Annotated in this window: 9 protein-coding genes; all 9 read left to right on the plus strand. The window is 57.4% G+C overall.

Annotated features, from left to right (window positions below; all coding sequences use genetic code 11):
* Positions 1–104 precede the first annotated feature (104 nt).
* The 9 genes from B5E84_RS00390 (at position 105) to mutL (ending at position 14055) form a co-directional block, all read left to right on the plus strand.
* Positions 105–1121, plus strand: coding sequence for an ABC transporter permease (locus B5E84_RS00390; protein ID WP_087217643.1), 1017 nt, complete (start codon positions 105–107; stop codon positions 1119–1121).
* A gap of 3 nt (positions 1122–1124) precedes the next feature.
* Positions 1125–2018: an ABC transporter permease gene (locus B5E84_RS00395; RefSeq protein WP_087217645.1), complete on the plus strand. Its 894-nt coding sequence runs from the start codon at positions 1125–1127 to the stop codon at positions 2016–2018.
* Positions 2019–2030: 12 nt separating this feature from the next.
* Positions 2031–3014 (plus strand): ABC transporter ATP-binding protein, encoded by a 984-nt coding sequence (locus tag B5E84_RS00400; RefSeq protein WP_087217647.1) that lies wholly within the window; start codon positions 2031–2033, stop codon positions 3012–3014.
* On the plus strand, positions 3015–3998 hold the full coding sequence (locus B5E84_RS00405) for an ABC transporter ATP-binding protein (RefSeq protein ID WP_087217649.1): 984 nt from the start codon (positions 3015–3017) through the stop codon (positions 3996–3998).
* Between the two features lie 289 nt (positions 3999–4287).
* Positions 4288–5934 carry an ABC transporter substrate-binding protein gene (locus B5E84_RS00410; protein WP_087217651.1) on the plus strand — a complete coding sequence of 549 codons (1647 nt, stop codon included), beginning with the start codon at positions 4288–4290 and terminating at the stop codon, positions 5932–5934.
* 151 nt (positions 5935–6085) lie between these two features.
* Positions 6086–7210: a M20/M25/M40 family metallo-hydrolase gene (locus tag B5E84_RS00415; RefSeq protein WP_330374136.1), complete on the plus strand. Its 1125-nt coding sequence runs from the start codon at positions 6086–6088 to the stop codon at positions 7208–7210.
* 490 nt (positions 7211–7700) lie between these two features.
* Positions 7701–9146, plus strand: coding sequence for a tRNA (N6-isopentenyl adenosine(37)-C2)-methylthiotransferase MiaB (gene miaB / locus B5E84_RS00420; protein ID WP_242963195.1), 1446 nt, complete (start codon positions 7701–7703; stop codon positions 9144–9146).
* A gap of 24 nt (positions 9147–9170) precedes the next feature.
* The gene (gene mutS, locus B5E84_RS00425) at positions 9171–11813 is read left to right on the plus strand and encodes a DNA mismatch repair protein MutS (protein WP_087217653.1); all 2643 of its coding nucleotides are present in this window, start codon (positions 9171–9173) and stop codon (positions 11811–11813) included.
* Between the two features lie 10 nt (positions 11814–11823).
* On the plus strand, positions 11824–14055 hold the full coding sequence (mutL, locus tag B5E84_RS00430) for a DNA mismatch repair endonuclease MutL (protein WP_087217655.1): 2232 nt from the start codon (positions 11824–11826) through the stop codon (positions 14053–14055).
* The last annotated feature ends 111 nt before the right edge of the window (positions 14056–14166 follow it).

Below are 14166 nucleotides of genomic sequence, written 5' to 3' on the forward strand. Positions count from 1 at the left end.
GGTTCCGGTGGAACAGTCCGTTTCTGAGCTGAAATGGGGATGAACGGTTCAGAAATGGATTGCTCCGCCCGTACCACCGTATCAAAAAAAGAGAGGTAGAAGAAATGATCAAGTACATTATCAAGCGACTGCTCCTGCTCATCCCGGTGCTGTTCGGGGTGTCCCTCATCGTGTTCTTCCTGATGCGCGTCTGCGCTCCGGATCCGGCCCCCATCGTACTGGGCCAGCACGCCACCCAGGAGAGCATGGACGCATGGAGAGAGGCCAACGGCTTAAATGATCCGGTGGTCGTCCAGTACGTGGACTTCATGAAGGGAGCCTTTACCGGCGACCTGGGAACGTCCTACTACACCAAGGCCCCGGTGACCCAGGAGATCATGTCCCGGTTCCCGGCCACTGTGGAGTTAGCCATCATCGCCATCATCCTGGCATCCGTATTCGGAATCATCGTCGGAGTGATCTCCGCGGTACATAAAAACTCCATCTTCGACAACGGAGGAATGCTCCTGTCCCTGGTGGGCGTTTCCGTGCCGATTTTCTGGCTGGGCATCATGCTCATCATCCTGTTTTCCGGCACTCTGCACTGGCTGCCCTCCACGGGACGGGTGGATCCGGCGCTGCGTCCGGATACGGTGACAGGCTTTATGATTATTGACAGCATCATCTCCGGAGATACAGAGGCCCTGGTGGACGTACTGCGCCATCTGGTGCTGCCGGCGGTAACCTTAAGCCTGTATTCCATGGCCATCATCGCCAGAATGACCCGCTCCAGTATGCTGGAGACCTTAAACCAGGACTATATCCGCACCGCCCGCGCCAAGGGCGTCGCTGACGGAAAGGTAAACCGCCGCCACGCGCTGCGAAACGCCATGCTTCCCGTTTCCACCGTGATCGGCCTGCAGCTCGGCTCCCTGTTAGGCGGCGCCGTGCTGACGGAGTCTGTGTACTCCTGGCCGGGCATCGGCAACTACACCGTGCAGTGCATTATGAAATCGGATTTCCCGGTGGTGCAGGGCGTGGTGCTGCTCATTGCCGTGATCTTCGTGCTGATGAACCTGATCGTGGATGTGATCTACGCCTTCCTCGATCCCAGGATTAAATATTCCGGAAAGGAGGCGTAGACCATGGGTAAGAAAAGACGTACAGAAGTGGTGGCCGGAGAGGTCATCGAAAAACCGGAGTCCCAGATCCGCATGATGTGGGACACCTTAAAGAAAAACAAAGCGGCCTTAGGCGGCCTGGTGGTTATCGTCCTTCTCGTATTTTTAGCCATTTTCGGGGACCTTCTGGCTCCCTATGACCCGGAGTACTCCGACATGGCCCACACCTTCGTAAAGCCCTGCTCCCAGTACCTGTTCGGAACGGACCAGCTGGGAAGGGATATTTTCTCCCGGGTGCTGTCCGGAACGAAGATCTCCCTGATGGTGGGACTGTGCGCCGTGGCCTTCTCCCTGATTATCGGGACCATCTTAGGCTCTGTGGCCGGGTACTTCGGCGGCCGGGTGGACGGTTTCATCATGAGATGTATGGATATTATGCTCTCCATTCCCTCCATCCTTCTTGCCATCACCCTGATGGCAGCCCTGGGAAAGGGACTGGACAAGGCCATTATCGCCATCGGCATCGTCTCCATCCCGGAGTATGCCCGCATTGTGCGAAGCTCCATTCTTTCCGTAAAGGAGAATGACTACGTAGCCGCGGCCAAGGTCATCGGAAACTCCGACCGCCGCATTATTTTCCGCCATATCCTGCCAAACGTGGTATCCTCCATCGTGGTCCGCGCCACCCTGGGGATTTCCACCGCCATTCTGGACACGGCGGCCCTGGGATTTTTGGGTATGGGCGTTCAGCCGCCCATGGCCGAGTGGGGCGATATGCTGGGACGGGCGAGAACCTACATTTTCTCCGCCCCCTACACCCTGATCTTCCCGGGACTTGCCATCACCCTGGCGGTGCTGGCCTTCAACCTGTTCGGAGACGGCTTGAGAGATGCCCTGGATCCGAAGGAACGCGTATAAGGAGGAGCCGTCATGTTATTGGAAGTAAAGAATCTGGAGACAGAATTTAAGATCAAGCGTGGAACTGTCAAAGCCGTAAACGGCGTCAGTTTCCAGGTGGATAAAGGAGAGATCCTGGCGGTGGTGGGAGAGTCCGGCTCCGGAAAGAGCGTTACCTCCCTCTCCGTTATGGGACTGATCCAGAGCCCCGGCCGTGTAGCGGGAGGCGAGCTGCTGTTTAACGGCGAGGATTTGTTAAAGAAATCGAAAAAGGAAATGGAGAAAATCCGCGGTGACAGGATCTCCATGATTTTCCAGGAGCCCATGACCTCCTTAAACCCGGTGTACCGGATCAAGGACCAGATCATGGAGAACATCCTGACCCATGAAAAGGTATCAAAAGAGGAGGCCTACAAGCGGGCCGTGAAAATGCTGGATCTGGTGGGCATCCCGGACCCGGAGAAACGGGCCCACGACTACCCCCATCAGATGTCCGGCGGTATGCGCCAGCGGGTGATGATCGCCATGGCCCTTTCCTGCCACCCGGAGCTTTTGATCGCCGACGAGCCCACCACCGCTCTGGACGTGACCATCCAGGCCCAGATCCTGGATCTGATCAACCGTCTGAGAAATGACCTGGGCATGGCCGTTCTCCTCATCACCCACGATCTGGGCGTGGTGGCGGAGACGGCGGACCGGGTCGTGGTAATGTACTGCGGCCGGGTGGTAGAGCAGGCCACGGTGCAGCAGCTCTTTACAAAACCGCTGCATCCCTACACCCAGGGCCTTTTGGACTCCATCCCCAAGATGGACGAGGACAGAGAGCGTCTTTACATGATCAAGGGCATCGTGCCCGATCCCACCAGGCTGCCCAAGGGCTGCTCCTTCGCGGACCGCTGCGACCACTGCATGGAAAAGTGCAAGGAGCATATGCCCAAGCTGGTGACCACAGAGGACGGCAGGCAAGTCCGCTGTTTCCTGGTGAGCGACGACGAGGAAGTGGAGGGGGAGAACTAAATGAGCGAAGAAACGAGAGAGGTTCTGTTAGAGGTCAAGAACCTGAAAAAATATTTCACGGTGGAGACCAGCTTTTTTGGAAAACCCACCCAGATCTTAAAAGCCGTGGACGACGTCTCTTTTAAAATCTACAAGGGCGAGGCCTTCGGCCTGGTGGGAGAGTCCGGCTGCGGAAAGTCCACCATCGGAAAAATGCTGGTGGACCTTTATAAGCCCACAGAGGGGGAAATCTTATACAACGGAGTGGACATTTCCAAGCTTTCTCCCAGGGAGAGGCGGAAATACTGCAAGGACATCCAGCTGATTTTCCAGGATCCTTACGCCTCCTTAAATCCCCGCATGACCATCGGGGACATCATCGCGGAGCCCATCCGCATCAACCACCTCCTTCCGGAAAACCAGATTGAGGACCGGGTCACCTACCTGTTAAACTGCGTGGGACTGGCAAACCATCAGAGAAACCGCTACCCCCACGAGTTTTCCGGCGGCCAGCGCCAGCGCGTGGGCATCGCCAGGGCCCTGGCGGTGGAGCCGAAGCTGATCGTCTGCGACGAGCCCGTTTCCGCCCTGGACGTATCCATCCAGGCCCAGGTGTTAAACCTTCTGGACGACTTAAAGGAGCAGTTTGGACTGACCTACCTGTTCATCGCCCACGGACTGAACGTGGTGAAGCACATCAGCGACCGGGTGGGCGTTATGTACCTGGGAAAGCTGATGGAGGTAGCCGGAAAGCACGAGATTTACGACAACCCGTTAAATCCCTACACCCAGGCCCTGCTGTCGGCCATTCCGTCCACGGACATCACGAAAAAGAAGGAGCGCATCATCCTCACCGGCGATGTGCCCACCCCCATCAACCCGCCGAAGGGCTGCCGGTTCTGCTCCCGGTGCTTTAAAAAGTGCCAGGGCTGCGACGACGTGGTCCCGGAGTTAAAAGACGTGGGCGGCGGCCATATGGTGGCCTGCCATCTCTACGACCAGTAAGAGGAACGTAAAAAGTGTGCGCAACAGCGCACACTCGCGCCGGAGCGCGGCTGCGTAAACAGCCATATTCCTTTGCGCGCATCCCCCTTGGAAACGCTTTTGCCACAGGGGCGCAGGTTCCTGTGACAGAAGGAAATGCCTGGAAAATCAGGCAAAACCGCGGGAAAATGGTTGAGTTTTCCCTGAAATGGTAATATAATGGTGTTTAACACGTCCCGATTTTAACGTGCTGCCGTGATAATGGAGCGCAAAAAACCGGGACGAAAAATAAAAACAGGAGGAGCAAATTATGAGAAAGAAAGTAGTCAGCGCGCTGCTGTGCACGGCTGTGGCTGTTTCCCTGGCTGCCTGCGGCGGACAGGGTACATCCGAGACCACAGGGACTTCCACCCAGGGCGCATCCGGAGAGCAGACCGAGGCGGCCGCACCGGAGACCCAGGCAGCGGGAGAGGCCCTGACAGCCTTCGGCGAGGTTCCGGAGGATGTGGACAGAGAGCAGACCATCACCTTCGCCCAGGGCGCAGATCCCAGAGGACTGGACCCGGCCATCGTAGACGACGGTGAGTCTTCCAAGCCCATTGTACAGATGTATGAGGGCCTGTTAAAATTCGGCGATTCCAACACGGAAGTAGAGCCCTGCCTGGCAGAGAGCTGGGACATCAGCGATGACGGCCTGACCTACACCTTCCATCTGAAAGAGGGCGTAAAGTTCCACGATGGCACCGATTTCAACGCTGAGGCGGTGAAATTCAACGTAGAGCGCCAGACCATCAACAAGACGGTGGATATGACCTACGGCGACTTCGTGTACGGCGACGTGGCGGAGTGCAACGTCATTGACGACTACACCGTAGAGTTCAAGCTGACCAAGGCCAGCACCCCCTTCTTAAACAACCTGGCCATGTCCTTAGGCGCGCCCATGGTAAGCCCGGCGGCCTGCGAGCAGTACGGCAACAACTTAAACGAGAACCCTGTGGGAACCGGCCCCTACAAGTTCGTAAGATGGGATAAGAACGAGGCCGTTGTCCTGGAGAGAAACGAGGATTACTGGGGTGAGAAGGGCGTTGCGAAGAATATCGTATTCCGCACCATCACCGACAACTCCGCCCGCGTAGTAGCCCTTACCAACGGCGAGGTAGACATCATCGACGGCATCGACGCCAACGTGGTGGATCAGATCACCGCTGCCGGCTGCGTATTAAATAAAGTAGAGGGCATGAACATCAACTACTTAGGCTTTAACACCGATGTGATCACCGATCCGGAGGTGCGCAAGGCACTGTCTCAGGCAGTGAATGTTCCGGAGCTGGTGGAGAGCCTGTACAGAGGCTACGCCACCGAGGCGACCACCATTCTTCCCAGCTTTATGCCGGGCTACAGCGATGGCATCACCAGACCGTCCTACGATCCGGAGGCAGCTCAGGCCACCTTACAGGAGAAGGGCGTAACCCAGATCCATATGCTGGCTTACACCAACCCCAGACCTTACAACACCGCTACGGGCCAGACCCTGGCAGAGGCGATCCAGGGCTACTGGGCAAAGGTAGGCGTGGAGTGCACCATTGACTCCTACGACTGGACCACCTACAAGGATAAGGTCAACGCCGGGGGCTACGACGTATGTCTTTACGGTTGGAACGGCGACAACGGCGACCCCGACAACTTCATGTACCTGCTGGCTCATGAGGATCCGGGTATGAACGTGGCTCACTACAACGACGAGGAGTACAAGCAGATGTTAGCCGAGGCGGCTGCCCTGCCCAACGGCGACGAGAGAAACGCTGCCTACGCTGCCATGGAGCAGAAACTGGCAGACGAGTGCGTATGGCTGCCCATCTCCCATCAGGAGAGCTTATCCGCCTACGTGTCTAACGTAAACAACTTCATCTATCATCCCACCGGAAACGTGTTCTTAAGCAAGACCTATAAGAACTAATTGACGGAGACGAAAACGAGGGTGTCCCCCAGGCCTTGCCTGGCCGGGGCGCCCTTTTTAAACGGCTTTCGGCTTTTAAAAGCCTGGAGCCGGACCGGAACCACTGACAGAAAACCGTTCCGAGATCCATAAAAAGAAGGAGGATTTTACCATGCTTTCAGAATTGGCAGCAGCCTTTATTGAGACTCACAGAGAGGAGGCGCTGGAGCTTTTAAAGACCATCGCCCAGATCCCCGCCCCGTCCAACCGGGAGGAGCGGCGGATGGAATTTTGCAGACACTGGCTGGAGGAAATGGGGGCCCAGGGAGTGTTCACCGACGAGGCTATGAATGTGATCTACCCTTACGGCGTCACGGAGAACGGGCCGGTGGTAGTGTTCATGGCCCACATGGACGTGGTGTTTCCCGACCTGACGCCCCTTCCCTGGAAGGAGGAGGGCGGACGGCTTTGCTGTCCCGGCGTGGGAGACGACACCGCCAACCTGGTAAACATCCTGATGGCCGCCAAGTTCGTGACGGAAAACGGGCTGAAGCCAAAAGATGCCGGCATCCTGTTCGTGTGCAACTCCGGGGAAGAAGGGCTGGGAAACTTAAAAGGCAGCCGGAAGATCTGCGAGACCTACGGCTCCCGCATCCAGGCCTTCTACAGCTTTGACGGACGGATGGACGAGGTGATCAGCCGGGCAGTGGGCTCCCACCGGTTCCTGGTGACGGCCCGCACCGAGGGCGGCCACTCCTACGGAAACTTCGGCCGGGAGAACGCCATCCAGACGCTGGCGAAGGTGATCGGCGACATTTACGCCATCCAGGTGCCGAAAGAGGGAAAGACCACCTACAACGTGGGCACCATTTCCGGAGGCACCTCCGTCAACACCATCGCCCAGGAGGCCCATATGCTCTGCGAATTCCGCTCTGACAACAAAGAGGGGCTGGCATTTATGGAGAAACAGTTCCGGGCCATCTTTGACCGGCCGGGGATCGAGGTACAGCTGGTGGGAGAGCGGCCCTGCGAAAATTTAAGCCCAGAGGCGGAGGCCCAGCGGGAGGCGCTGATCTGCCAGGCAGAGGCCCGCATGGAGCGGATCACGGGAAAACGGTCGAAACGGGAGCCTGGCTCCACAGACTGCAACATCCCCCTGTCTCTCGGCATCCCCGCCGTGTGCTTTGGCACCTACTACGGGGACGGGGCCCATACCAGAGAGGAATACGTGGAGAAAGACTCCCTGGAGCTTGGATACCAGGTGGCCTTTGATACGGTGCTGTCTTATTTTCAGTAGAGGACGGTCCGGCGGCAGCATTTTCCAAGGGAACGGGCCGTGTCAGACATCCCCGCCGGGAAATCTTCAGATTTCTTCAGAATTATACCAGTAGAATCTTTAGATTTTCCTGGTAGGATAAGGGTATGACGATCACGTTGTTTCCGTTAAAGCGGTTTGCGTTCCTTGACATACCGCTGCCACTTCCAACTTGGGGTGTCCCGCCCGCAGGCCTGCGGGGCAGATGGGAATCCACCGGCGCCGCGGATGGCGGGGCACCTCAGCCTGTGTAAGGCAGGAAACTACAACGATTTCCCATAGCGAACGGAGCGCCGCGGCGGCAGGCCATCATCCTGCTGCTGCCGCGCTCCATTTTTTTCTCATTTTTATTTCTTCCCAAAACCATTTGACCTCCCCCTGATTCTGTTCTATAATTTAATGGAGTGTGCCTGCGGGCACGGAAAGAAGAACCCGCATATGCGGGACAAAGGATATTGGAGTGAATATACGCGTGAATAATACAAGACAGCAGTTTGCAGAAACCTTAGACCGCGCCCCGGCGGGAGAGCCGGAGCGCCAATATTATTTCCTGGACCGCCTTCGGGAAGTGGTGGAGAAGAAGAAAGCCGAGGAAGGGTTCTCAGCTACCTTCCACATTGAGACCTACGGCTGCCAGATGAACGCCAAGGACTCGGAAAAGCTGTGCGGAATCCTGTTAAAGGCCGGGTTTACAGAGGTGGAGTCAGAGCACGCCGACTTTGTGCTCTACAACACCTGTACCGTCCGGGAGAACGCTAACCAGAAGGTTTACGGCCACTTAGGCTACGTCCACAGCCTGAAAAAGAAACACCCCTCCATGCTGGTGGGGCTGTGCGGCTGCATGATGCAGGAGCCGGAGGTGGTGGCAAAGATCCGCAAAGACTACCGTTTCGTGGATCTGGTGTTCGGCACCCACAACATTTTCAAGCTGGCGGAGCTGCTCTATGACCGCCTGATGAGCGGCCATATGGAGGTGGACGTGTGGGAGGGAACCACGGAGATCGTGGAGGACCTTCCCGCGGAGCGGAAATACCCCTTCAAATCCGGGGTCAACATCATGTTTGGCTGCAACAATTTCTGCAGCTACTGCATCGTCCCCTACGTGCGTGGCCGGGAGAGAAGCAGGGAGCCGGAGGAGATTTTAAAGGAGATCCGCCGCCTGGCCGCGGACGGCGTGGTGGAGGTGATGCTCTTAGGGCAGAACGTGAATTCCTACGGAAAGACCTTGAGCACTCCCATCAGCTTTGCGGAGTTACTGCGCCGGGTGGAGGAGATCGAGGGCATTGAGCGGATCCGTTTCATGACCTCCCATCCAAAGGATCTCTCCGACGAGCTGATCCAGGTGATGAGACAGTCCAAAAAGATCTGCCGCCACCTCCATCTGCCGGTGCAGTCCGGAAGCACCGATATTTTACAGAAAATGAACCGCCGCTACACGAAGGAGCAGTATCTGGAGCTGGCCTTTAAGATCAAGGAGGCCATCCCCGACATTTCCCTGACCACAGACATCATCGTAGGCTTTCCCGGGGAGACGGAGGAGGACTTTGAGGATACCTTAGACGTGGTGCGCCAGGTCCGCTACGACAGCGCTTTTACCTTTATTTATTCCAAGCGCACCGGCACCCCAGCCGCAGCCATGGAAAACCAGGTGCCGGAGGCGGTGGTAAAAGAGCGGTTTGACCGGCTGTTAAAGGAGGTGCAGCAGATTTCCTCCGAGGTCTGCGGCCGGGATGTCCACACGGTGCAACAGGTGCTGGTGGAGGAGAAAAACAGCCATATGGACGGCTACGTCACCGGCCGGATGAGCAACAACACTCTGGTGCATTTCCCGGGGGGAGAGGAACTCATCGGCACCCTTGCGGACGTGTATCTGGAAGAATCCAAAGGCTTTTACTATATGGGACGCCGGGAGGTTTAAGAGACAGTGGCAAAGCTATCACCAATGATGACAGAATATTTAAAGACCAAGGAGCAGTACAAGGACTGCATCCTGTTTTACCGGCTGGGGGACTTCTATGAGATGTTCTTTGACGACGCCCTGACGGCGTCCAGGGAGCTGGAGATCACCCTCACCGGCAAAGAGTGCGGCCTGGAGGAGCGGGCGCCCATGTGCGGCGTCCCCTACCACGCCCTGGAGTCCTACCTGACGCGGCTGGTGCAGAAGGGCTACAAGGTGGCCATCGCCGAGCAGATGGAGGATCCCAAGCAGGCCAAGGGGCTGGTGCGCCGGGAGGTCATCCGGGTGGTGACACCGGGAACCCTTACCAGCAGCCAGGCCCTGGACGAGACGAAGAACAATTTCCTCATGGGAATCGTCTACATGGGAGACTGTTTCGGCATCTCCTCCTGCGACATCACCACGGGAGATTTCTTTGTGACGGAGGTGAAATCAGAGCGGGAGCTCTTTGACGAGCTGGCCCATTTCACCCCGTCGGAGATTGTCTGCAACGACGCCTTTTTCATGTCCGGCATTGACATGGACGAACTGAAGAACCGGTGCCAGGCTTATCTGTCTTCCCTGGACCCCCGGTTCTTTTCTGATGAAGGGTGCCGGAAGGTGCTAAAGGAACACTACCGCGTGGCCTCCTTAGAGGGACTGGGCCTTGGGATTTACCCCGTGGGCACTATCGCCGCCGGAGCAGTCATGGAGTATATGTACGAGACGCAGAAAAGCGATCTCTCCCACATCACCGCCATCACCCCCTATTCCACGGGACAGTTCATGGTCTTAGACATTTCCACCAGGCGGAACCTGGAGCTTTTGGAGACCCTACGGGAAAAGCAGAAACGGGGGACCCTGCTCTGGGTGTTAGATAAGACAAAGACCGCCATGGGCGCCAGGCTGCTGCGCAGCTTTATTGAACAGCCCCTGATCCGCCGGGAGGAGATTTTAAACCGGCAGAACGCGGTGGAGGAGCTAAACCTCAACTACATCTCCAGGGAGGAGCTGCGGGAATACTTAAATTCCATTTACGACTTAGAGCGGCTCATCGGCCGCATCAGCTATAAGACGGCCAACCCCAGGGATCTGCTGGCTTTTAAAAACTCCCTGGATATGCTGCCTTACATCAAGGATCTGTTAAAGGATTTCACCTCCCAGATCTTAAAGAACATCTGGGAGGACTTAGACCCCCTGGAGGACATCCGGGACCTGATCGCCGCGGCCATCGTGGACGAGCCCCCCATTTCCGTGCGGGAAGGGGGCATGATCCGGGAAGGATTTCACGAGGAAACTGACCGCCTCCGCAACGCCAAGACCGAGGGCAAGACCTGGCTGGCGGAGCTGGAGGTGAAGGAGCGGGAGAAGACAGGCATCAAAAACCTGAAAATCAAGTTCAATAAGGTGTTCGGCTACTATTTTGAGGTGACCAACTCCTTCAAGGACCTGGTGCCGGACTATTTCATCCGCAAACAGACCCTGGTAAACGCCGAGCGGTTCACTACCCCGGAGCTAAAGGAGCTGGAGGACGTGATCCTGGGAGCGGAGGACAAGCTGGTGTCCTTAGAGTACGAGCTGTTCTGCCAGGTGCGGGACCAGATCGCAGCGGAGGTGCTGCGCATCCAGAAGACGGCCAAGGCCGTGGCCGGCATCGACGTGTTCGCCTCCCTGTCCTTAGTGGCCACGAGAAACAACTACTGCAAGCCCAAAATCAATGAAAAGGGCGTGATCCAGATCAAAAACGGCCGCCACCCGGTGGTGGAGCAGATGATGCGGGACGACCTGTTCGTGGCAAACGACACCTACTTAGACAACGGGAAAAACAGGATCTCCATCATCACCGGCCCCAACATGGCGGGAAAATCCACCTATATGCGCCAGACGGCCCTCATCGTGCTCATGGCCCAGATCGGCAGTTTCGTGCCGGCGGAGGAGGCGAACATCGGCCTCTGCGACCGGATTTTCACCCGGGTAGGGGCGTCGGACGACCTGGCCTCCGGGCAGAGCACCTTCATGGTGGAAATGACGGAGGTGGCCAACATTCTCCGAAACGCCACCAAGCACAGCCTGCTCATTTTAGACGAGATCGGCCGGGGCACCAGCACCTTCGACGGTCTGGCCATCGCCTGGGCCGTGGTGGAATACATCTGCAACACGAAGATTCTGGGGGCAAAAACCTTGTTTGCCACCCACTACCACGAACTGACGGAATTAGAGGGCGCTCTCGCCGGGGTGAACAACTACTGCATCGCCGTGAAGGAGCAGGGGGACGACATCGTATTCCTGCGAAAGATCATAAAAGGCGGGGCGGATAAGAGCTACGGCATCCAGGTGGCGAAACTGGCCGGCGTCCCGGAGGGCGTGATCCAGCGGGCCAAGGAGCTGGTGGAGGAGCTGTCAAACGCGGACATCACCGCCAAGGCCAAGGAGATCGCCGAGGCGAACGCAAACGCCAGCCAGCGCAAACCGGTGCCGAGACCGGACGACGTGGAGCTCTCCCAGCTCACCCTCTTTGACACGGTGCGGGAAGACGACATCATAAAGGAGATCGGAGAGATGGAGCTGGGGAGCATGACCCCCATCGACGCCTTAAACACCCTGTACCGGCTGCAGACCCGGCTGAAGAACCGTTGGGACGGAAAATAGGAGGGAATCCATGCCTCATATCACTGTACTGGACCAGAATACCATCAATAAAATCGCCGCCGGCGAGGTGATCGAGCGGCCGGCCTCCGTGGTGAAGGAGCTTTTGGAAAACGCCATCGACGCCAAAGCCACCGCCGTCACCGTGGAGATCCGGGAAGGGGGGATCTCCTTTATCCGGGTCACGGACAACGGCTGCGGAATCCCCAAGGAGGAGGTGGCCACCGCCTTTTTACGCCACTCCACCAGCAAAATTTCCTCCGTGGAGGATTTGTTTACCATCTCCTCCTTAGGTTTCCGGGGCGAGGCCCTTTCCAGCATCGCCGCCGTAGCCCAGGTGGAGGTGATCACCAAGACGAGCCAGGGGCTGACGGGCGTCCGCTATCAGATCGAGGGCGGCGCGGAGAAGTCCTTGGAGGAGGTGGGGGCGCCGGAGGGAACCACCTTCATCGCCCGCAACCTCTTTTACAACACGCCGGTGCGGCGCAAATTTTTAAAGACGGCGCAGACGGAGGGGGCTCACGTGGCCGATCTGGTGGAAAAGATCGCCCTGTCCCACCCGGAGGTGTCCATCCGGTTTATCCAGAACAACCAGAATAAGCTCCACACCTCCGGAAACCACAACCTAAAGGACATCATCTACACCGTCTTCGGCCGGGAGATCGCCGCCAACCTGCTGTCCATCCAGGCGGAGGGCGGGCCGGTGAAGGTAAAGGGGTTTATCGGCAAGCCGGTAATCGCCCGCAGCAACCGGAACTATGAAAACTACTACATCAACGGGCGCTACATCAAGAGCAGCATCATCGCCAAGGCCATCGAAGACGCCTACAAGCCTTTTATGATGCAGCACAAATATCCCTTTACCCTGCTGCACTTTGAGATTCAGCCGGATTTCCTGGACGTAAACGTCCATCCCACGAAGATGGAGCTGCGGTTTCGGGACGGGGAGGGGATGTACCGGATGGTCTTTACCGCCCTCCAGAACGCCCTGGCCCACAAGGAGCTGATCCCGGAGGTGGATCTGGCGGCTCAGGACAAGCGGGACGCTCTGGAGCTGCGCCGCCAGGCGGAGGAGCTGCGGAAAAAGGAGCATTTCGTGGAACCCTTTGAGCGAAGCCGGATGGAATCCCTCCGCATCCGCCCAAAGGACGCCGCCCAGGTGCAGGCGGAGACAGAGGCCGCCGGAGCCGTCGGGAGACGGTTTGGGGCGGAAAAGCCATACAGCCTTTTAGGAGCCGTGACAGCGGGCCGCCGGCCGGTTTCCGGCACCGGAAATGATGAAAGCGGCAGCTCCGCAACCGGCTCCGGCTTTCGCCCCGGCACCGGCATAACCGGAGGCTTTAGCATAACGGAAGGCTTTGGCGGAGTGAGAGAGGAGAGCGGGGAATACCAGGCAGGCAAAGCCCCGGCGGAACCGGAAAGCGCGACGGAACGGAAAAAAACGCTGAAAACGGAAACAGCCGAAAACGCGGGTTCCGCGGCGGCACTCCCGGCAGGTGAACCCCATCCGGACGCCCCCTTTGCTGGAACTCTTTCCCCGGAGAAACATCTTCCGGCAGGCGAAACCATCTCCCGGGCGGAAACGGTTTCCTCCGGGGAGACGTCCCCCCAGCAGACGGCCGAACAGTTAAACCTCTTTGGGGAAAAGCTGCTGGAGCCCAGCTCCCGCCTGCGCCACAAGCTCATCGGCCAGCTGTTTGACACCTACTGGCTGGTGGAGTTTGACAACCAGCTCTTTATCATCGACCAGCACGCCGCCCACGAGAAGGTGCTTTACGAGCGGACCATGAAATCCCTAAAGAGCAGAGAGTACACCTCCCAGGCCGTGAGCCCGCCCATCATTCTCACCTTAAGCGGAAACGAGCAGCTGCTCTTAGAAAAATACATGGACTACTTCACCAGGATCGGCTTCGAGATCGAGCCCTTCGGCGGCCGGGAGTACGCCGTCAGCGGCGTCCCTGCCAACTTATTTTCCATCGCCAAGAAGGAGCTCCTCATGGAGATGATCGACCAGCTCTCCGACGACTCCTCCGTGACGGATCCGGACATGATCTACGAGCGGGTGGCCTCCATGTCCTGCAAGGCGGCGGTAAAGGGAAACCACCGGATGTCAGCGGCGGAGGCCAACGAGCTCATCGACCAGCTCCTGACCCTGGAAAACCCCTACGCTTGCCCCCACGGCAGGCCCACCATTATTTCCATGAGCAAATACGAGCTGGAAAAGAAGTTTAAGCGCATCGTATAAACGCGGGCGCATCCAACACGAAAAGCAGAAAATAGTTTACATAATAATTTTATGTAAACTATAAAAGGAATCTTACGCAAATTGTAAGAAATAACCAATTCATTCCATGCT

This window comes from Lachnoclostridium sp. An14, from assembly GCF_002160755.1.
GTDB lineage: Bacteria > Bacillota > Clostridia > Lachnospirales > Lachnospiraceae > Lachnoclostridium_A.